Source organism: Comamonas testosteroni (assembly GCF_000761245.1).
GTDB lineage: Bacteria > Pseudomonadota > Gammaproteobacteria > Burkholderiales > Burkholderiaceae_C > Comamonas > Comamonas testosteroni_C.
The window spans coordinates 107,855-128,410 of sequence record NZ_AWOR01000026.1 but is presented as its reverse complement, the minus strand read 5'-3'; the positions used below and the strand labels follow the sequence as shown (position 1 = coordinate 128,410).

Annotated in this window: 17 protein-coding genes and 1 pseudogene; 9 read left to right on the top strand and 9 right to left on the bottom strand. The window is 60.8% G+C overall.

The window, feature by feature from the left end; all coding sequences use genetic code 11:
* Positions 1–32: 32 nt before the first annotated feature.
* From P353_RS06400 to P353_RS29025, 4 genes are all read right to left on the bottom strand, one after another.
* Positions 33–1,748 (bottom strand): SulP family inorganic anion transporter, encoded by a 1,716-nt coding sequence (locus tag P353_RS06400; protein ID WP_034367059.1) that lies wholly within the window; start codon positions 1,746–1,748, stop codon positions 33–35.
* 478 nt (positions 1,749–2,226) lie between these two features.
* The gene (locus tag P353_RS06395) at positions 2,227–3,603 is read right to left on the bottom strand and encodes a DUF1329 domain-containing protein (RefSeq protein WP_034366899.1); all 1,377 of its coding nucleotides are present in this window, start codon (positions 3,601–3,603) and stop codon (positions 2,227–2,229) included.
* 188 nt (positions 3,604–3,791) lie between these two features.
* A complete protein-coding gene (locus P353_RS06390) occupies positions 3,792–5,267 on the bottom strand; it encodes an amino acid permease (protein ID WP_034366896.1) in 1,476 nt (491 codons plus the stop codon).
* 739 nt (positions 5,268–6,006) lie between these two features.
* Positions 6,007–6,237 (bottom strand): hypothetical protein, encoded by a 231-nt coding sequence (locus tag P353_RS29025; protein ID WP_157839521.1) that lies wholly within the window; start codon positions 6,235–6,237, stop codon positions 6,007–6,009.
* Here P353_RS29025 and P353_RS06385 point away from each other — a divergent pair.
* The gene (locus tag P353_RS06385) at positions 6,236–6,970 is read left to right on the top strand and encodes a tyrosine-protein phosphatase (RefSeq protein ID WP_157839520.1); all 735 of its coding nucleotides are present in this window, start codon (positions 6,236–6,238) and stop codon (positions 6,968–6,970) included. The two genes, P353_RS29025 and P353_RS06385, sit on opposite strands and share 2 nt — an antisense overlap.
* A 149-nt stretch (positions 6,971–7,119) precedes the next feature.
* Here the strand turns inward: P353_RS06385 and P353_RS06380 are convergent, their stop codons facing one another.
* The 3 genes from P353_RS06380 to P353_RS06370 all read right to left on the bottom strand — a co-directional run bounded on the left by P353_RS06380 (position 7,120) and on the right by P353_RS06370 (position 9,904).
* Positions 7,120–7,914, bottom strand: coding sequence for an ABC transporter ATP-binding protein (locus P353_RS06380; RefSeq protein WP_003064901.1), 795 nt, complete (start codon positions 7,912–7,914; stop codon positions 7,120–7,122).
* A gap of 23 nt (positions 7,915–7,937) precedes the next feature.
* Positions 7,938–8,822 (bottom strand): ABC transporter permease, encoded by an 885-nt coding sequence (locus P353_RS06375; RefSeq protein WP_034366890.1) that lies wholly within the window; start codon positions 8,820–8,822, stop codon positions 7,938–7,940.
* A gap of 113 nt (positions 8,823–8,935) precedes the next feature.
* Positions 8,936–9,904: an ABC transporter substrate-binding protein gene (locus P353_RS06370; RefSeq protein WP_003054768.1), complete on the bottom strand. Its 969-nt coding sequence runs from the start codon at positions 9,902–9,904 to the stop codon at positions 8,936–8,938.
* Between the two features lie 283 nt (positions 9,905–10,187).
* Between P353_RS06370 and P353_RS29020 the strand changes: the two genes are divergently transcribed.
* Positions 10,188–10,343 carry a hypothetical protein gene (locus P353_RS29020; RefSeq protein WP_157839519.1) on the top strand — a complete coding sequence of 52 codons (156 nt, stop codon included), beginning with the start codon at positions 10,188–10,190 and terminating at the stop codon, positions 10,341–10,343.
* Positions 10,344–10,446: 103 nt separating this feature from the next.
* On the opposite strand, the gene P353_RS06365 is transcribed toward P353_RS29020, so the two are convergent.
* Positions 10,447–12,150 (bottom strand): electron transfer flavoprotein-ubiquinone oxidoreductase, encoded by a 1,704-nt coding sequence (locus tag P353_RS06365; protein ID WP_034366887.1) that lies wholly within the window; start codon positions 12,148–12,150, stop codon positions 10,447–10,449.
* 257 nt (positions 12,151–12,407) lie between these two features.
* Between P353_RS06365 and P353_RS06360 the strand changes: the two genes are divergently transcribed.
* The 7 genes and pseudogenes from P353_RS06360 (at position 12,408) to P353_RS06330 (ending at position 19,868) form a co-directional block, all read left to right on the top strand.
* Positions 12,408–12,830 carry an acyl-CoA thioesterase gene (locus tag P353_RS06360; RefSeq protein WP_034366884.1) on the top strand — a complete coding sequence of 141 codons (423 nt, stop codon included), beginning with the start codon at positions 12,408–12,410 and terminating at the stop codon, positions 12,828–12,830.
* A gap of 309 nt (positions 12,831–13,139) precedes the next feature.
* Positions 13,140–14,435 carry a dicarboxylate/amino acid:cation symporter gene (locus tag P353_RS06355; RefSeq protein ID WP_034366882.1) on the top strand — a complete coding sequence of 432 codons (1,296 nt, stop codon included), beginning with the start codon at positions 13,140–13,142 and terminating at the stop codon, positions 14,433–14,435.
* Positions 14,436–14,497: 62 nt separating this feature from the next.
* Positions 14,498–16,360 (top strand): sensor histidine kinase, encoded by a 1,863-nt coding sequence (locus P353_RS06350; protein WP_232776299.1) that lies wholly within the window; start codon positions 14,498–14,500, stop codon positions 16,358–16,360.
* A 13-nt stretch (positions 16,361–16,373) separates the two neighbouring features.
* Entirely contained in the window at positions 16,374–17,696 is a 1,323-nt protein-coding gene (locus P353_RS06345) for a sigma-54-dependent transcriptional regulator (protein WP_034366877.1), read from the top strand.
* Between the two features lie 126 nt (positions 17,697–17,822).
* A pseudogene (locus tag P353_RS06340) lies at positions 17,823–18,940 on the top strand (saccharopine dehydrogenase NADP-binding domain-containing protein).
* Complete coding sequence (locus P353_RS06335) at positions 18,937–19,482, top strand: DUF4166 domain-containing protein (RefSeq protein WP_034366876.1); 546 nt, start codon at positions 18,937–18,939, stop codon at positions 19,480–19,482. Before P353_RS06340 ends, P353_RS06335 begins: the two are co-directional and overlap by 4 nt.
* Complete coding sequence (locus P353_RS06330; RefSeq protein WP_034366874.1) at positions 19,479–19,868, top strand: thiol-disulfide oxidoreductase DCC family protein; 390 nt, start codon at positions 19,479–19,481, stop codon at positions 19,866–19,868. Before P353_RS06335 ends, P353_RS06330 begins: the two co-directional genes overlap by 4 nt.
* A 64-nt stretch (positions 19,869–19,932) precedes the next feature.
* Here P353_RS06330 and P353_RS06325 read toward each other — a convergent pair whose 3' ends face one another.
* Positions 19,933–20,505: a hypothetical protein gene (locus tag P353_RS06325; RefSeq protein WP_034366871.1), complete on the bottom strand. Its 573-nt coding sequence runs from the start codon at positions 20,503–20,505 to the stop codon at positions 19,933–19,935.
* Positions 20,506–20,556: the final 51 nt, after the last annotated feature.

Below are 20,556 nucleotides of genomic sequence, written 5' to 3'. Positions count from 1 at the left end.
ATCAATGATGACCGTCAGTGTAGCAGCGCCCCCTATCTTTTTGTGGATGTAGGCTTTTCGTCAGCGTTGATCCGAGTCAGTTCTGTGGGGAAATTGCCAAGCGTTCGAAGAAAGTCGGCATCCGTGCGATAGAGCCTGATGGGGCTGCCTTCCTTGTGCAGCAGGCCGGCGCGCTGCAGCCTTTGCTCGGCCGGCAACTTCAACCCCACCACGTGCAGCAGACCGCCCCGCAATGCGACCAGGCGTTCCAGGCGGGCAAAGGTTTCGACTCCGGTGATGTCTATGCTGTTGATGGATTGCATCAGCAGTGCCAGATCCCTGGCCTGGGGCGCTTGCTGCAGGGCATCGGCCGCGTAGCGCTCAAGTGCCGTGGCCGTGGCAAAGTCCAGGTCTGCGTCCATGCGCAGAGCCACGACTTCAGGTGCCAGGGGGGGCAATTGCCAAAGCTGGCGGCTGCGCAGGCTGCCGTCGGGATGCTCGCCGACCTCGATGATGCGCGGGTGCAGGTGGTGATAGAGGTAGTAGGCTTGGCTGAGCATGATGCCCGCGAACACTCCCCAGTACATGCGCGGGGCGGTGACGATGGTCAGCACCAGCGTGGCGACGCTGATGCATGCTTCGACCTTGGAGATCTTGAAAAGCTTGAGAATCGCGCTGGGCTTGACCAGGTTGAGCACGGCGGTGATCACGATGGCAGCCAGCGTTGCCTGGGGCACATGGTAGAGCCAGGGAATGAACCAGAGCACGACCACAACCACCAGCAAAATGGAAAAGACGTTGGCATAGCCGGTCCTGGCACCTGCGAGCAAGTTGACGGCAGAGCGTGAGAAAGAAGCGCTGGTGGCAAAGCTGCCGAACAGTCCGGCGCTGATCTTGGACAGGCCCTGGGCGATCAAATCCTGGTTCTCGTTCCAGCGCGTGCCGGCCTGCTGATGCTCGACCTGGGCGCTGGAGGCTGTCTCCAGAAAGCTGACCAGGGAGATGACCAGCACCGGCATGACCAGGGCGCCGAACTGCTCCCAGTCGAGCATGCCTGGCCATTGGAAGCTGGGCAGCCCCGCAGGCAGGTGGCCGATCACGGAGCCGCCCGCATCGGCAAAACCCGTGATCCAGCTGATGAAGCCGCTCAGGCCGATGATGAAAATGGCCGATGGAAAAGCAGGACGCCATTTCTTGGCCAGCATCAGCAAGGCCATGCTGACCAGGCCGTAGGCGATGGACTGGATGCTGAACAGATAGATGGACGGCGAATGCCAGACGGTGGACCAGTCAGCGCGCATGCCCAGCAGGGTGGGCAGCTGCGAAGCCAGAATCAACAGCGCAGCAGCCTGGGTGAAGCCTGCCAGTACGGGGGAGGTGACCAGATTGAGCAGCCAGCCCGCGCGCACCACACCCAGACTCCACTGCACCAGGCCCGACAGAATCGCCATCCATGCCGCAAGGGCCACCCACTGGGCCGAGCCCGGCTCGGCCATGCCGGTCAAAGAGGCGCCGATCAGCAAGGCGCTCAGCGCCGTCGGCCCCACGCCCAGCCGGGGTGAGGGGCTGAAGAGAATGGCCACTGCGGCCGGAATGATGGAGGCGTAGATGCCGGTGATCAGCGGCATGCCCGCCAGCGCGGCGTAAGCCACGCCCTGGGGCAGCAACATCAGGCCCACGGTCAGGCCGGCCCAGAACTCGCCGCGCAGCAGGCCGAAAGTCGGTTTGGGCCAATTGAGAAAGGGCAGCCATCGGGCCAGGGATTGCATGGAAGTCATGATTGCGGCGAACTAAATCCTCTGCAAGCTTAGTCGGGCTTTGTTGTGCAGGGATTAAAAACAGGACGAGGCTGCGACATTGGCCGAGGGGACGCCTTGTTCCAAAGTGACTCGAGGCGTTGTCCGAACCAGGCCCGCATGGCATCGATGGCGGCAAGGGGGTCGGCGGATGGCCGATGAGTCCGGGAGGCGGCGCCCGCCAGATCCGCGCCCTGCCATGCGACCGGGTGGGTCGTTGGCTGCTTGTGAATGATGCTCACGTTGAAATCGACTCGAAGACAGAGAAAAACGGCACCAACTGCTATGTATTTTCAATGCTGGCGCCGTGTTTCATCCTAGCACGCTGCCCGCGCATATGCTGGGGCGCGCTGCGGTTTCGGCGCGGGAGCGGCCATAAAAAAGAGAGGCTCATGGCCTCTCTTTAACCTTTCGGTGCGGTGCGCGCGGTGGCTGAACCACCTGTTGTCTATCAGTTGCCCAGGTTGCGAATCGCCTCGGGGGTGTACTGGCTCGGCTTGAGGTCGTCCTTGCCCAGAATCGGTGCCTTGGGGCGCTCCTGGACCAGATTCATGCTCACATAGGAGCCGGCATTGAGGTCATAGTAGAACGATGTGCCCGCGTGCCATTTCTTGATGTCGTAGGCGTAGTAGTAATTGATTTCACCGTGCTGCCACAACTGGCCGCGTGCGTCGTAGAAATCACCCGAGACGGCGTGGCCGGTGTCCTCGTCGATGAACATCACACGCTTGGAGTACAGGTGACGGAAGCCGGGCTTGAGCTTGCCCTCCAGCACCCAGACGCGGCGCAGTTCATAGCGGGTGTAGGCCGGGTTGGGGTGACCTGGCTTGAGCAGATCGGCGTATTTCATCTGCTGGTTGATGCGGAAGGTGTTGGCCGGAATGAACATCTCGCGCTTGCCGTGCAGGGTCCACTCATAGCGCTCGGAGCCACCGTTGAACAGGCGCTCGGAGTCGATGGTCGCCTTGCCGCTGGTTCCCGGGGCGGGCTGGTCATAGCCGAACTCGGGCAGCTGGCGTACGCGGCGGGTGCCGGGATCGTAGTTCCAGGCCAGGCGCTTGTCCGTGCCGAAGTTCATGGGCTCTATGGACAGGATCACGCTGCCTTTTTCGCGCTCGGGCAGGATGGAGAAGTTGGTCACATAGGCGTACTTGCCTTCGTTGGGCTTGCCCAGGTTCTCCTTGGAGTCATAGCGGCTGAGCTGTATGTAGCTGGTGCGGCCCCAGGCGATATCGCCGCCTGCGCCCACCAGTGCCATGTCGCGTTCCACCTCTTCGGTGCTGGCGCGGCTGGGCATGAGGTTGTTCCAGAGCAGTTCCAGGCCGGTCTTGGGAATGGGGAAGGGCAGAGCGCCCATGAAGCCCTTGACTCCATTGCCGTCGTTGACTACCTCGGCTTCCAGCGCATTGCGCTTGATGACGGCGCAGATATCGTCGTCATAACGGAAGTCGCGGTGGCCCGGATAGACGGGAATGCGCATGGTGGTGGGGAACTTGCTGAGCAGCGCCTTCTGACCGGCGCTGAGCTTGTCGCCATATTGCGCCATATTGGCGGCCGTGATCTCGAACAGCGGCTTTTCATTGGCGTAGATATCGGGCTGGAACTGTCCCACGGACTTGGTGAACTTCACGCCGGGCGGAACGCCCAGGATCTTGCCCGTGAATGGCGGGATGCTGCCGTCGGCATTGCCGGCTTTGATGGCACCGGTGCAGGTCAGCTCCTTGCCCAGCTTGTCGGCTTCCGTGGCGGGAACCTTGGCACAGGCGGCTCCTGCGCTCAGCAAGCCTATGCACAGCATCAACGCTGTGCTTATCGTCTTTTGTTGCATTGCTCTTGTTTTCCTAGTGAAAAAACGGTGCAGGCCACCGCCTGCGAGCATTTATTTTTCAGATATTTGTCATGACATGAATCGTCTGTTGGGACTATTCGACAGCATTTTTGGGGCCAGCACAGGACGCAAAAAAGGCAGCGCCGTTGCCGGGGCTGCCTTGGGCGGAAGTCAAAAATGACTAGGTATTAACGCGAGCCGTTCAGATCCATCTCCGCGTATTTGACGATCTTGGTGCCCTTGACCCATTTGTAGCCAAACCAGATGACCAGGAACAGAGGCAGGCCGATATAGGTGGCAATGGCGCCGACCCAGTCGATCTGGTCCTTGATCAGGTTCTCATAGTTCTGGCCCAAGGTGATGATCAGGCACAGCACAAAGGCGAAGATGGGGCCGAAGGGGAAGGCCGCTGCCTTGTAAGGCAGCTGGTTCATATCGTAGTTCTGCACTTCGCAGCCCTTGCGGAAACGGTAGTGGCTGATGGCAATGCCAAGCCAGGCGACGAAGCCGCACATGCCGGACAGATTCAGCAGCCAGATGTAGACGACTTCAGGGCTGAAGATATTGGTCAGAAAGCACAGAGCGGCAATCACGGTGGTGGCGATCAGTGCCAGCACGGGCACGCCGCGCGTGTTGACCTGGGCGAACACCTTGGGCGCCATGCCCTGCTTGGCCAGCGCATACAGCATGCGGGTGGAGGCATACATGCCGGAGTTGCCGGCCGACAGCACCGAGGTCAGTACCACGGCATTCATCACGGCGGCAGCGCCCAGCAGGCCGGCACGTTCGAACACCAGTGTGAAGGGGCTGACGGCGATATCACCCAGGTCGTTGCGCAGCAACTTGGGGTCGGTATAGGGAATCAGCAGACCGATGATGAGGATGGCGAAGACGTAGAACAGCAAAATGCGCCAGAACACCTTGCGAACGGCCTTGGGCACATTCTTGGCGGGATCTTCGGATTCGCCGGCGGCGATGCCGATCAGCTCCGTGCCCTGGAAGGAAAAGCCCACCACCATGGCCACGCCGATCAAGGCCGCAAAGCCGCCTGCAAACGGTGCGTCGCCCGTGCTCAGGTTGGCGATATTGCCCCAGATCCCGTCGGGCGCGCCGCCTTGCAAAATGCCGAAGATCATCAGCACGCCGATGGCGATGAAGACCAGCACCGTTGTGACCTTGATGGCGGCAAACCAGAATTCGGATTCGCCAAAGCCCTTGGCAGAAAGTGCATTCAGGCCAAACATCAGTGCCAGAAACAGAGCACTCCACAGCACGCCGTTGGTGCCGGGGAACCAGTAGGCCATCACCAACTGCGCTGCAACCAGGTCCACGGCAATGGTCACGGCCCAGTTGTACCAGTAGTTCCAGCCCAGGGCGAAGCCAAAGCCTTCATCCACGTACTTGGCGCCATAGGTGGCAAAGGAGCCGGAGACGGGCATGTGCGCGGCCATCTCGCCCAGACTGGTCATCAGGAAATAAACCATCAGGCCCACGATCATGTAGGCCAGCAATGCGCCGCCGGGGCCTGCTTGCGAGATGGTTGCGCCAGAGGCGACAAAAAGACCGGTGCCGATGGAGCCGCCGATGGCGATCATCGACATATGTCGGGCCTTGAGGGAACGGTGCAAGCCACCGTTGTCAGTTTTTGCTTGGCTATCGCTCATGAGAGATATTGGTTTTTTGCGGATCATGAAGCCTTGGCGGTCCTGCTGGTGAAAGCCTCGGCCTCATGCCCGTTTGTTGCGCTCTGATGTCTGGAGTCCCCGGATATCAACGCGGTCAGCGTGAACGGCGATGACATGCATCGTGCTCAGTGGCTTCCGATAGGGTGCAGATTGTGAGGGATTTGCGCAGGAGCCGTACAGCGTGAGCTGCGGATCAGGGCCGCCATGGCTTGAATCGATATCTAAGTGTTTGATATTTCAGAATTAATGACTGGATCAGAAATTCAGAAAAATATCCTTAAATCTTCGTCAAATCGTCGGCGAGAGTGGCTTCCTATTCGGCCTGCATTCGGTGGAACTTTGTCTATTTGATTGTTTGTTTTTTTCATTTAGTCAAAAATTATGGTCGAAATGTCAATGTTTGCTGTCAATATCTTCTGTCTTGAAATAAAAAAAGCCGCCAGCCAATAGTTATCAAGGACTGGCAGCTTCTTTTTTGATAGTGAACTGTGTGCGCTCAGGCTGTCCGGCTCGAATCAGCTGAGCAACAAGGCGTCATCCGCGAGCCACGGTGTATCGGCACATGCAGCAATGTGAGATCTTCAGCCCCGGCCGTCTGGGGGCTTGAGCAAGCTCTTGCATCGGTGCCAGTTCTGGCTCCTAGGCTTGTACCTAGATCAATCGGACTAAGGTTTACAGCCAGTAAGTAACGTCAAGCATCGCTGATAGCCTGCGCCTGTCAATGATCCACGGTGGGTGGATACATGGCCTTTACCCATAAAGGAGCAGGCATGAAGGGGGTGACAGGAGTGGTTTCATTCGCGAAGATCGATCGCAGCATGGACAGGCGCAGGGTCTTGCACCTGGGGCTGCTGGGACTGGTGTCCACGGGTGCTGGCGGGCTGTTGGCCGCCTGCGGCGGCGGTGATGGCATGGAGCCGAAAGCGGCCACGCCAAGGCTGTCGTCCATGCTCAACTTCCGAGACGTGGCCGGGGCGGACGACGCATCGGTCTACCGCAACGCTGCCGGGCAGCCACTGAGGCGCGGCGTGTTCTACCGCTCCAATGCGGTATTGCCCAACGCGGCCGATGCAGTGACGCTGGGCAACCTGGGCATTAGTACGGCCTACGATTTGCGCACCACGAACGAGGCGGCCAAGGACGCGGACCGTCTGCCGCCGGGGATCCGCTATGTGTATATGAACATCTTCGGCACGGCCGACCCGGTGTTCTCGCCCTTTCATACGCCCAAGGAGGCTGAGGCCGCGATGGAGGAGATGGGCCGCGTGATGGTGCGCGACGCCGGCATGCGCGCTCGCATGGGGCAGCTGCTCAGGACCATGGCGTCCACCGCCGATGCGCAACTGTTTCACTGCACCGCCGGCAAGGACCGCACGGGTTGGGTGGCGGCACTGCTGCACACCATTGCAGGCGTACCGCGCGAAACCATCCTGAAGGACTACCTGCTCACCAATACCTACACCGAGGCCTGGATGAACGCCACCTATCAGCAGATGCTGGCGCACAACGGCAAGGATGCAGCCGATCTCTACTGGCCTCTGCTGGGCGTGCAGCGCAGCTACCTGGAGGCGGAGTTCGACGAGGCCCAGCGCAGCTTCGGCTCGATGGACCGCTACCTGAGCGAAGGGTTGGGCCTGGGCGCGGACGAGCTCGCGCAGCTACGCGCCAAGCTGCTGGGCTGAGGCGGCTGCTATCTTTAGAGGAGCTGCAAGCGCTTGAAATGTCTGGATTTCAGATATGAATCCATCAAATACATAGAGCTTTCAAGCGCTGGCAGCTATCAAAAAAAAGTCCGCCAGCGGCGGACTTCTTGTAGGGATCGGGCCGGGTTTCAGCTCAGCAGCAGTGCATCGTCGGCCAGCTTCTCGCCACGCACCTTCTCGAACATGTGCAGCAGGTCGGGCACATCCATCTTGGAGCGCTCTTCGCCGCTGACGTCCAGCACCACATTGCCCTGGTGAAGCATGACGGTACGCGTGCCCACATCCAGCGCCTGGCGCATGCTGTGCGTGACCATCATGGTGGTGAGATTGGCTTCCTGCACGATGCGTGCCGTCAGTTGCAGCACAAAGTCCGCGGTGCGCGGGTCAAGAGCGGCCGTGTGTTCGTCCAGCAGCAGAATGCGCGAAGGCTGCAGCGCCGCCATCAGCAGGCTCACGGCCTGGCGCTGTCCACCCGAGAGCAGGCCGATGCGGTCGGTCAGGCGATTTTCCAGACCCAGGCCCAGCGTGGCCAGGCGGTCGCGATACAGCTCGCGATTGCTGGCCTTGACTGCCTTGGACAGGCCGCGGAGGTTGCCGCGCTCGTGTGCCAGCGCCATGTTCTCTTCGATGGAAAGGTCTTCACAGGTGCCGGCCATGGGATCCTGAAACACGCGGGCCACCTGCTTGGAGCGGGACCATACCGGCATGCGCGTCATGTCGATGCCGGCAATTTCGATCTTGCCCTTGTCCACGCTCTGGTCGCCCGAGACGCAGTTCAGAAATGTGGACTTGCCTGCTCCGTTGGAGCCGATGACGGTCACGAACTGACCGTCGGGGATGGACAGCGACAGGCCGCGCAGGGCGCGGGTTTCGATCGGCGTGCCGGGATTGAAGGTGAGTTCGAGGTTTTGTGCGTTCAGCATGGTGTTCTCCGCCGTCCTTCTTCTTACTTGCGCTTGCTCAGCTTTTTCTTGATTTGCGGAATCACCAGTGCGATGGTCACCAGCACTGCCGTCACCAGATTCAAGTCCTGTGCCTTCAGGCCGATGGCATCGATATTGAGGGCCGCTGCGATGAAGAAGCGGTAGACCACGGCGCCAAGCACCACGGCCAGCGTGGCCCAGATGATCTTGCGCGAGGGCAGGATGGTCTCGCCCACGATCACGGCCGCCAGACCGATGACGATGGTGCCGATGCCCATGGAGATGTCGGAGCCGCCCTGTGTCTGCACGAACAGTGCTCCGGCCAGACCGACCAGGCCATTGGAAATTGCCATGCCCAGCAAAATCATGGCTCCGGTGTTGACGCCCTGAGCGCGGGCCATGCGGGCATTGGAGCCCGTGGAACGGATGGCCAGGCCGCGTTCGGTGGCAAAGAACCAGTCCAGAGCCAGCTTGGCCACGATGACGAAGCCCAGCATGATCAGGGGGCGCATCACATAGTCTTCAATGTTCGCCGGCTGCAGCATGGTGAACAGCGTGGGCTCGTTGATCAGCGGCACATTGGGGCCGCCCATGATGCGCAGATTGACCGAGTACAGGCCGATCATCATCAGGATGGAGGCCAGCAGGTCCATGATCTTGAGCTTGACGTTGAGCCAGCCGGTGATGAAGCCGGCCACGGCTCCGGCTGCCGTGCCGGCCAGCGTGGCCAGCCAGGGATTGGTGCCCGTGGAAATCAGAATGGCACACACCGCGCCGCCAAGGGGGAAGCTGCCGTCGACCGTCAGATCGGGGAAACGCAGCAAGCGAAAGGAGATGAAGACGCCCAGCGCCACCAGGCTGAAGATCAGGCCAATTTCAATGGCACCGAGGATGGAAAATAGAGACATAGAGAGAGCGACAGGCGCGGCAAACGTCTAAAAAAATCGGCAGGGCCATGTTGCCACGGCACCTGCCGCTGCGCTGGCACTGCCTGGTGGCAGTGCTGGCGACAGGGAGTGGATTACTTGACCACGGTCGCGGCCGACTTGATCAGCGCGTCGGACAGCTTCACGCCTTGCTTTTCGGCTGCACCGGGGTTCACGAACAGTTCCATCTTGGTCGAGACTTCGGGCTTGATGTCGCCGGGCTTCTCGCCCTTGAGAATGCGCACCACCATGCGGCCGGTCTGCTCGCCCAGATCGCGGTAGTTGATGCCGTAGGCAGCCACAGCACCGCGCTTGACGGAGTCGGTGTCAGAGGCGACCAGAGGAATCTTGGCGTCCTGGCCAACCTTGACCAGCGATTCGTAGGCCGACACCACGTTGTTGTCGGTGTTGGTGTAGATCACGTCCACCTTGCCTACCAGCGAGCGAGCGGCGCTGGAGACGTCCACCGAGCGGGGAGCCGCAGCAGTCACCAGGGTCCAGCCCATCTTGGGCAGCAGGGCCTGCAGTTCCTTCACGACCACGGCGGAGTTGGCTTCACCGGGGTTGTAGACCATGCCGATGCGCTTGGCATTGGGCACGACCTGCTTGACCAGATCCATCTGCTTGTCCAGGGCCAGCAGGTCGGAAACGCCGGTCACATTGTTCTTGGAGGGCTCCCAGCTGGGCACCAGCTTCGCGGCCACGGGGTCGGTCACGGCGGAGAACACGACGGGCACGGTCTTGGTCGACGCGATCACGGCCTGGGCCGAAGGCGTGGCGATGGCGACGATGGCATCAGGCTTGTCACCCACGAACTTGCGGGCGATCTGGGCAGCCGTGCCGGTATTGCCCTGTGCACTCTGGTATTGCCACTTCAGGGACTTGCCTTCTTCGTAGCCGGCTGCCTTCAGGGCGTCCTTGACGCCGTCGCGCACCGCATCCAGGGCGGGGTGTTCAACAATGGCGGTCACGGCCACGGACTTGGTATCGGCGGCATAGGCACCCGACATGGCGGAAATTGCCAGGGCCAGTGCGCCCATGCGGGCCAAGGACAGCTGCTTCATGTGTATCTCCAGCGTTTGTTGTGTGTTGCAGGTGAATTAAGACGGCAGTGCGTGATGCGCGTCGCCTCGCGGCAAAGTCTACTGCACCGATCCGGCTGTCTTCGTGATTGAGATAACCTTGTTTATCCCTATACGATGATCGCGAAAAAATGGCATGAAAGCTGCGCAAAGCGCTAATTGGCAGAAGTTTGTGTGTGTGGATGCAGGGCAATGGCGCGCAATATTGCGTTGAGTGGGTCCTGATTTTGGTTTTGCACCGCATTTTTCCTGCGCCTGATGCGATATGGGCAAGCATATTGATGCATCTGCCTGTTTTTTGAACATTGCTCTTTCTGTGCTGGAGAGCGATCTTCATTGGGAGTTTCACGGCGATTGCGGTGGCATGCGTTTTTTCTGTGATGCTGCAAATTTGTGGGCATTTGGCAGCCTGCGTTGCTAAAAACATCCAGCCCATGAAAAAAGCCTGCGCAGCAATGACTGGCGCAGGCTTTGTGATGCAGCATCCGGAGCAGTTGCTGCCGCCGGATGCAATCGCAGGCGGATTACATACCCGAGTAGTTGGGGCCGCCGCCGCCTTCGGGTGTCACCCAGACGATGTTCTGTGTCGGGTCCTTGATGTCGCAGGTCTTGCAGTGCACACAGTTCTGTGCATTGATCTGCAGGCGCTGCTTGCCGGCATTGGCTTCGTCTTCCACGAACTCATACACGCCTGCAGGGCAGTAGCGCTGCTCGGGGCCGGCGAACTTGGTCAGGTTGACGGCGACAGGAACGCTGGCGTCCTTGAGCGTCAGGTGAGCCGGCTGGTTCTCCGCATGATTGGTGCTGCTGATGAAGACGCTGGAGAGGCGGTCGAAGGTCAGCTTGCCGTCGGGCTTGGGGTACTCGATGGGTGTGCACTCGTCGGCGGGCTTCAGATAGGCGTGGTCGGGCTTGTTGCGATGCAGCGTCCAGGGGATGTTGCCGCGCAGCACGAACTGCTCCAGGCCGTTCATCACGGTGGCTGTGGTCAGTCCCTTCTTGAACCAGGCCTTGAAGTTGCGCGCCTTCCACAGCTCTTCATAGAGCCAGCTGTTCTCGAACGCATAGGTATAGGCTGTCAGCTCATCGCTCTGGCGACCGGCGACGATGGCGGCGTAGGCAGCTTCGGCTGCCAGCATGCCGGTCTTGATCGCGGCATGGCTGCCCTTGATTCGGCTGACGTTGAGGAAGCCGGCTTCGCAGCCAACCAGCGCGCCGCCGGGAAAGACAAAGCGGGGCAGGCTGGAGATGCCTCCGGCCGTGATGGCGCGCGCACCGTAGCTGATGCGCTTGGCGGGCTTGATGCCGTTGGCTTCGTCACCTTCCAGGTAGTAGCGGATATTGGGATGGGTCTTCCAGCGCTGCATCTCCTCGAATGGAGACAGATAAGGGTTGGAGTAATCCAGACCCGTGATGAAGCCCAGCGTGACCAGATTGTCTTCCAGGTGGTAGAGGAAGGCACCGCCGTAGGTGTCGCTCTTCATGGGCCAGCCTGCGGTGTGCAGCACCATGCCAGGCTTGTGACGCTTGGGGTCGATTTCCCAGAGTTCCTTGACACCCAGACCGTAAGTCTGCGGGTCGCGGTTGGCGTCCAGGGAGTACTTGGCGATGATCTGCTTGCCCAGGTGGCCGCGCGCGCCTTCGGCAAAGATGGTGTACTTGCCGTGCAGCTCCATGCCCAGCTGGAAGTCGCCCGTGGGCTCGCCTTCCTTGCTGATGCCCATATTGCCGGTGGCCACGCCCTTGACGGAGCCGTCTTCGTTGTAGAGCACTTCGGCTGCGGTGAAGCCGGGGAAGATTTCCACGCCCAGGGCTTCGGCCTGTTCTGCCAGCCACTTGGTGACAAAGCCCAGGCGAACGATGTAGTTGCCTTCGTTATGGAAGCACTTGGGCAGCAGCCAGTTGGGCGTGCGCAAGGAGCTCTTTTCGCCGAGGAAGACCATGGCGTCTTCGGTCACCGGCTGGTTCAGGGGGGCACCCTTTTCCTTCCAGTCGGGGATCAGCTCGGTCAGCGCGCGAGGATCCATGATTGCGCCAGACAGCGTGTGTGCGCCGGGCTCGGAGCCTTTTTCCAGCACGACTACGGAGACATCCTGACCTTTTTCGGCCGACAGCTGCTTGAGGCGAATGGCAGTGGCCAGGCCACCGGGGCCACCGCCCACCACGACCACGTCATATTCCATGGCCTCTCGCGGGCCGTACTGGGCCAGGATCTCTTCGTTTGTCATCGGGAAAGTCTCGCTTGATATTGGATTGGGAAAACTGGCGTGCGCGGCCTTGGCAGGTGCGTCTGCAAAAACCGCGATGCGGGCGATTCTATGCTGACAGCCCGGCACGACCGTGCAGATTTGGCGACAGCGCATCAATCGGTGTTGCGACAAAGTCCATAGGCTAGTGATCGCCCCAGGGCATGCCATCCTTCAAAGAAACTAGAACAAGGTGATGATGCAGTTGCAAACCTCGTTCAATCAGGAGACATACCGGCATGAAAATCGAGCTGCCCGAGCTGAAGAAGCAGGTCTATGAAACGCGCTTTCCCGTACGCTGGGGCGATATGGACGCCATGGGGCATGTCAACAACGCCCAGTACTTTCGCTACCTGGAAACTGCCCGTATCGACTGGATGCATGGCATGGGTCTGAATCCGGACCCCGCGGGGCAAGGGCCGGTCATCGTCAACGCCTTCTGCAATTTCTATCAGCAGCTTGCGTATCCGGACGAGGTGCTGCTCAAGATGTTTGTCAGCGATCCGGCACGTACGACCTTTGAAACCTGGGCCACCATGGAGCGTGTGGCACAGCCGGGAGTCATTTGTGCCGCCGGTGGAGGCACGGTGATCTGGGTGGATTTTCCACGGCAGAAAGCCGCTGCGCTGCCGGACTGGATACGTTCAGCAGTAACGGCCTGAGTCCTGTTCGGAATTCCGTACATCAACCAGGATTCCGTCCGGAAATCCGATTGTGGTTATGCAAAAAAGTATTTTGAATATAAGCAAATCAAAGACTTGGACGTGATTTTTTGGCTGGCACGGTATGTGCTTGAAGGACGGCACGCCGCTTCACTGCGGCTGACCAAGTGAGACTGGGGCTGGACCCGGCTGACGAAACCTCGGTTGCGTCAGCGGTCCGTCTCGGTTTGTTGTCGCTGCCAGAACCCGGTGCCTGCATGGCCTGGATTCAGGCAGCGGCTCAAACAACGCATACCAAGATTCCAAGAAATGAAATCCAACCGCCTGACCATCATGGTTCTGCTGGCCATGGTTCTGGGTGTGGTTGTGGGCTATCTAGTCCACGCCAACGCCGCGACCCCGGAGACAGCCAAAGACATTGCCGGCTATTTCGGCATTCTCACCGACGTATTTCTGCGCATGATCAAGATGATCATCGCGCCCCTGGTGTTTGCCACGCTGGTGGCGGGGCTGGCCAATATGGGCGATGCCGGCTCTGTGGGCCGCGTGGGTGGTCGTGCGCTGGGCTGGTTTATCGCGGCATCGTTCTGCTCGCTGTTTCTGGGTCTGGTTTTTGCCAATGTGCTGCAGCCCGGTCATGGCCTGACGGTGGAGCTTCCCACGAATGCCGAGAGCCTGGGTCTGAAGACCGGTGCGCTGAATTTCAAGGATTTCATCACCCATGTCTTCCCCAAGAACATCTTCGAGGCCATGGCCACCAATGAGGTGTTGCAGATCCTTGTGTTTGCGCTGTTCTTCGGTATCGCTCTGGGCTATCTGAACCACCAGAAAAAGCACATGCTGGTCGATCTGATGGAAGAGACCTCGCATGTCATGCTGCGCGTGACCGAGTATGTGATGCGCTTTGCGCCCGTGGGCGTGTTCGGCTCTGTCGCCGGCACCATTGCCACCCACGGACTGGGCATGCTGCTGGTGTTCGGCAAATTCCTGCTGGGCTTTTATATTGCGCTGGCCGCGCTGTGGGTGCTGCTCATCGGTGCCGGCTATCTGGTGCTGGGCAAGGATGTCTTCCGTCTGCTGTCGCTGATTCGCGGCCCGGTGCTGGTGGGCTTTTTCACGGCCAGCAGCGAATCCACGCTGCCCAAGCTCATGGAACAGCTGGAAAAATTCGGGATCAAGCCGCGTATCACGGGCTTTGTGCTGCCGCTGGGTTACTCGTTCAACCTTGATGGCTCCATGATCTACACCACCTTCCTGGCCATCTTCATCTCTCAGGCCTATGGCATCGAGATGACACTGACCGCGCAGCTGACCATGCTGCTGGTGCTGATGATTTCCAGCAAGGGCATTGCCGGCGTGCCTCGTGCCTCGCTCGTGGTGGTTGCCGCCGTGCTGCCCATGTTCGGTTTGCCGGAAGCGGGCATTCTGCTGATTCTGGGCATCGACCACTTCCTGGACATGGGCCGTACATTGACCAATGTGCTGGGTAATGCCATTGCCACGGCCGTGGTTGCCAAATGGGAAGGCGAGGAAGAGCAGGAGTCCTGCGCAGATCTGGCTGTCGAGCCACAGATGATGCCCGAGCCCATTCGCGTGCGAGCCTGATCTTCGCGTTGCCCGGATTCCTGTCTCCTGCGGTGCCGGGCGCTGCTACCATGGTTCGCACCATGTTAGCTTTCCTGCCCCCGCGCCTGCGTGCTGCTTTGCTGATCCTGCTCTGGCTGGCTGCAAGCAGCCTGGGCGGCTGGCTGGGCTATCAGGGCTTTGTCAAGATCGGTCTCGAGACCGTGGTGGCTGCCGGCAACAACCGCCTCGATCTCTATGCCGCCAGCCTGCGGCGCGAGATCGAAAAATTTGCCTTTCTGCCGGATGTCGTGGCCTTGCAGCCCGAGATCCTGTCGCTGCTGCAATCGCCGGGCGACGAAAGACTGCAGTCTCGCGCCAATCTCTATCTGGAGGAGCTGAGCCGTCGTGCGGGCACCCTCAGCGTCTACATGCTCGATCACGACGGTCATGTGCTGGCTGCCAGCAATTGGCGCCGCGCCGACAGTTTTATGGGCGAGAATCTCGGTTTCAGGCCCTATGTCCAGCAGGCATTGCGAGAAGGGCGCGGGCGCTACTTCGGCGTGGGCACCACGCGCGGCGAGCCCGGCTATTACCTGACCACTACCTTGGGGCAGGGCGAGATGCATGGCGTGGTGGTGGTCAAGGTCGGGCTGGCGCAGCTCGAACAATCCTGGGCCAGTGCGGAGTCTCCGGTGCTGGTCAGCGATGAAAATACCGTGGTCATTCTCAGCAACATGCCCGCCTGGCGCTTTGCCACCTTGCTGCCGCTGGATGAGGCAAGGCGTGCCGAGCTGGAAGCTTCGCAGAAATACAACCGTCTGAACCTGCGGCCTCTGGGCTGGCGTGGCATGAGCAGCGTCACGGGCGTCAGGCAGGTGAGCATTCCCGATGTCAAGGACGCTGCGGCAGACCAGAGCGCTGGCCGCTTTCTGGCCCAGTCCAGACCTATGGCCGGCACGCCATGGCAGATTACCGTGCTTTCCCCCTTGAGCGTTGCATTGCAGTTGGCGGCCAGTCGCGCCTGGGTGACGGGGGCGTTGATTGCGTTGATGCTTTTGCTGGGAGCTTTGCTGTATCAGCGGCGCAAACATGTGCGTGAGCAACTGGCGGCCCAGCAAGCTCTGAAACAGGCCAACGAGGTGCTGGAAAACAAGGTGCAGCAGCGCACAGCCGATCTGCAGAGTGCCAATGTGGCGCTGCAGCAGGAGGTGATGGAGCGCATGCAGGCCGAGACCACGCTGCGCGCGGCGCAGGACGAGTTGGTACAGGCAGGCAAACTGGCCGTCATCGGTCAGCTCTCCACGGAAGTGGCCCATGAGCTGAATCAGCCCCTGGCGGCCTTGCGGGCGCTGGCCGGCAACAGTCAGCGCTTTTTGGAGCGCGGTCAGAGCGAGATGGTTCAAAGCAATCTGCAGCGCATGGCCGAGCTGACCGAGCGCATGGGGCGTATTACCGGGCAGTTGCGCAACTTTGCCCGAAAGTCCGCCGGCCAGCCCGAGCCGGTTGAACTGGCCAAGGTGGTCGATGGCGCTCTGTCCCTCATGGAGCCGCGCATTGCCCAAAGCGGCGTCATGATCGTGCGACAGCCCTCGGATCTCGAGCTGAGCGCCTGGTGCGATGCCAATCGCGTACAGCAGGTGTTGATCAATCTGTTGAGCAATGCGCTGGACGCCGTGCAGGGCGGCAATACGCGGTGCGTGGAGATTGCCTGCAACCGTTGTGGTGCCTGGGCGCAGATCACGGTGCGCGATCACGGTCCTGGACTCAGCGATCAGGCGCAAGCGCGACTGTTCGAGCCTTTTTTCACAACCAAGCCCGAGGGGCTGGGTTTGGGCCTGGGCCTGCCGCTGTCGGCCGAGATCGCCCAGGCCGAAGGCGGCAGCCTGACGGGCGGCAACCATCCGGAAGGCGGGGCCATCTTCACGCTGAGCCTGCCCTTGGTGGATACTCGGCCGCTGTCCTGATTGCCTGCAGCCCATGAACCCTTCCCTCAAAGTCCTGATCGTTGAAGACGATGCCGATGTCGCCATGGCCTGCGAGCAGACCATGCGCCTCGAGGGTCTGGACTGCATCTGCGTGAGCAGTGCCGAGCAGGCGCAAAAGCACCTGTCCCCGGATTTTGCCGGCATCGTGGTCAGCGACATCCGCTTGCCGCAGATGAGCGGCCTTGGGCTGCTGGCCTCCGTGCGCGTGCTGGACGCCGAGCTGCCCGTGATTCTCATCACCGGGCATGGCGATATCTCCATGGCCGTGCAAGCCATGAAGGATGGCGCTGCCGATTTTCTGGAAAAGCCGTTTGCGCCCGAACGCCTGGTGGATGCCGTGCGCCGTGCGCTGGAGCGCCGTCGCCTGGTGCTGGAGGTGCGCAGCCTGCGCCAGCAGCTACAAAGCCGGGATGTATTGCAGCACCAGTTGCTGGGGCGTTCGCTGCCCATGCAGCAGTTGCGCAGCACATTGCAAAGCCTGGCGGCCAGCGAGGCCGATGTGCTGATCTGGGGGGAAACGGGCACCGGCAAGGAAAGAGTCGCGCGCAGCCTGCATGAATCGAGCCGGCGCAAGAGCGGCAATTTTGTCGCCGTCAACTGCGGCGGTCTGCCGGAGACGCTGTTTGACAGCGAAATGTTCGGCAGCGAGGCCGGGGCCTTTACCGGCGCGGGCAAAAAGCGCATCGGCAAGATCGAACATGCCAGCGGCGGCACCTTGTTTCTCGACGAGATCGAAAGCATGCCCCTGGCCATGCAGGCCAAGCTGCTGCGCGTGCTGCAGGAAAGAGTGCTGGAGCGTCTGGGCTCGAACACGCTCATTGCCGTCGACTGCCGTGTGATTGCTGCAACCAAGGTCGATTTGCTGGAGCTCAGCCGTCAGGGCCTGTTTCGCTCCGATCTTTACTACCGTCTCAATGTGGTGACCGTGAACCTGCCCCCGCTGCGCGAGCGCCGCGAGGATGTTGCGCTGCTGTTCGAGCATTTCGCGTTGCAGGCCGCCGCCCGCCACCAGCGGCCCGTGGCCGAGCTGACGCCGCAGCGGCTGCAGGCGCTGCTTGCCCACGACTGGCCAGGCAATGTGCGCGAGCTGCGCAACACGGCCGAGCGCATCACGCTGGGGCTGGATGCCGGCCTGTCCCCGTCCGGTGCGGCGCCCGATGCTGCGGCTTCGCTGGCGGCAACCATGGAGTCCATAGAGCGCTCCCTGATTTCCGAAGCCCTGCGCAATAACGAAGGCAGCTTGACGCGCACGGCCCAGGCGCTGCACACCCCCAAGACCACGCTGCACGACAAGATTCGCAAGTACGGTCTGTGATCGGACTGTGATCGGACTGTGATCGGGTTGTGACAGGGCTGTGACCGAGCCAGGAACGCGGCTGAGCAGGCTCGCCGTTGCGGGGCTTGCGCTCAGGAGCGAAACCGCGTCCCGCTACACTGAGGCATGCGCGAATTGAAGGTCATGGTCGTCGGTGCTTACGGCTTCTTCGGCAGCCGGCTGGTTGCCAGGCTTGCCAGGCAACGCGGTTTGCACATCGTGGTGGCAGGGCGCTCGGCCTCTGCGGCGCAGGCGCTGGTTGAAAGTCTGGCCCCGGACGCTTGCTCAAGCCTGAGCCACGCGGTGGTGGACGTGATGGCGCCGGGTCTGGAGGACAGACTCAAGGCGCTGGAGGTGGATGCACTCATTCACACTTCGGGCCCGTTTCAGGGGCAGGACTACCGCGTGGCCCGAGCCTGTGCCCATGCCGGCGTCCACTATGTGGATCTGGCCGATGGGCGTGACTTTGTCTGCGGCATCGATGTGCTCGATCCGCAGGCCAAAGCTGCGGGCGTGTTGCTGCTCAGCGGCGCCAGCTCGGTGCCAGCTCTGTCCTCGGCGGTCGTCGATGCGCTGGCTTCGGGCATGGCTCGCGTCAGCGATATCGACATAGGCATCAGCCCGGGCAACCGTACGGATAGAGGCCTGTCCACCGTCGCTGCCATCCTCAGCTATTGTGGCAAGCCGCTGCCTGGCTCCGGGCAGCAAGCCTTGATTGGCTGGCTGCGCAGCTATGGGCACGACTATCCGGCTCCTGTTGGGCGGCGGCTGCTGTCGGCCTGCGATATACCGGATCTCGCGCTGCTACCGCTTCGCTATGAAGGGGCTCCTTCCATCAGATTCGGTGCTGGGCTTGAGCTGTCGTTCTTGCAGCGCGGGATGAATGCCATGGCCTGGCTGGCTCACAGAGGGCTGGTGCAGGACTGGTCTGCACATGCCCGCACACTCAAGCGCATGGCGGACTGGTTCAAGAACTGGGGCAGCGATGCAGGGGCCATGCATGTCACGGTCAGTGGCCTGTGGATGCAAAGGGACAAGCCTGCCAGCGCGGCTGGGTGCTTATGGCAGGTTCGGGCGACGGGCCTTATGTTCCCACGCTGGCCGCCTGTGCGCTGGTACGCAAGCTGGCTGCAGCTGCACCGCTGGAGCCGGGCGCCAGGCCTTGCATGGGGCTGCTGACGCTGCAGGACTTTGTGGCCGAAGCGCAGGGACTGGATATTCAGATCAGGGAGCTTGCTCGATGATGCACAGCGCTTCTTTGTTTCAGCAGGCCATGGGCGATGAGTTCAGCAAGCTCGATGCCGCCCTGCAGCGCTTTCACGGCCTGCAGGGAGAGCATGAACTTCAGGGCAGGGTGCAGACCGGCGCTCCCCGGACTGTGGCGGCCAAGCTGCTGGCGCTGGCTCTGGGCACGCCACGCGCCGCTAGCGAGGGGACGATTCATTTCGAACTGCAGGCAAGTCCCAAGGCGGAAACCTGGATTCGCATCTTCCCCTCGCAGCTCATGCGCTCAACCATGCAGTTGCACAATGGCCACCTGATCGAGCGCCTTGGCCTGGCGCGACTGTGCTTTGCCTTGCAGGCGGTGGATGGACGGCTTGTAATGCGACTGCAGCGCCTGTATTTTCTGGGCCTCCCATGCCCGGGCTGGCTTGCACCGCGCATCGTGGCCGAAGAAACCGGTGCCGGGGAGCATATGCAATTTCATGTCGAAGCGGCCGTCCCCCTGATTGGCGTGGTGGCCAGTTATCGTGGCTATCTTTTGCTGCCCGAGGAAAAAGCATGATTGTGGTCTTTGATGGGCAATGTCTGTTGTGCAATGGCTGGGTACAGTTCTTGCTCAAGCACGACAAGCAGGGCATTTTTCAGTTCGCCGCCATACAGGGCGAGGTCGGCGGCAAGCTGTTGGCTGATGCAGGCTTGCGCATGGAAGGTCTGCAGACCCTGCTGCTGGTGGACGGCCAGCGCTCCTGGCAGCACACGGACGCCATCCTGCGCGTGCTGCAGGCACTGGGCTGGCCCTGGCGACTGGCAGCGGTGATCAGGTTGATACCCGCTGCATTGCGCGATGCGCTCTACCGCATGATTGCCAGAAACCGCTATCACTGGTTTGGCAAAAGCGAGCAGTGCATGATGCCGGACCCTGCTGTGGCTGCCCGATTTCTGGATTGAATTTCGGATGAAAAGCGGTATCGCTCAGCAAATATGGAGATCAACGCGATTGATGGATACGCAATCAGGCATGCTCTGGCGGCATGGGCGGAATATTCAATAGGGCTTGGTACTTTTTCTGCAGATCGCCAAAGCGTTGCAGCGTCGGCAGCACAGCTTGCATATTCAACGCCTTGTGCAGCAGCGGCAGCTGCTGCATGCCGAGATTGTTCAATGACTGGCTTGCCTCGTGAAAGCAGGCTTCGCCTTTTTCATCTTCGTAGTACAACTGTTCCAGTTCGCGCCAGCCCACGTAGTAGCCGTAGTCAAAGAACTCCTGAAAGTTCTCGGCAATCACCCAGCTCAATTCGTTCACGCAGGGCAGTGTCATGACGATGGGGCTGACGCTATCGGGCAGGCGCTCATCGACCAGATAGCTGTAATGAACGCTGTCGCAGCCCGTGGTCGCAAACGTCATCACATTGCGCGGCGTGCACCAATCGATGTAACTGGGTATGGGGGGTATCTCCAGCCGCAGGCCGCAGTCCCCCAAAACGGCTTCGGGCGACAGGCCGAACTGCGGGCCTATGGCTGCAGCCGCGTCATACAAAGTCTGCAGTGGTGCGGGAATCTGAAATGAGCGAATTGCATTGCGCATTGCAGCATATTAGCAACGCCGGATAGGCGGCCCGGCGCTGACTCATTACAA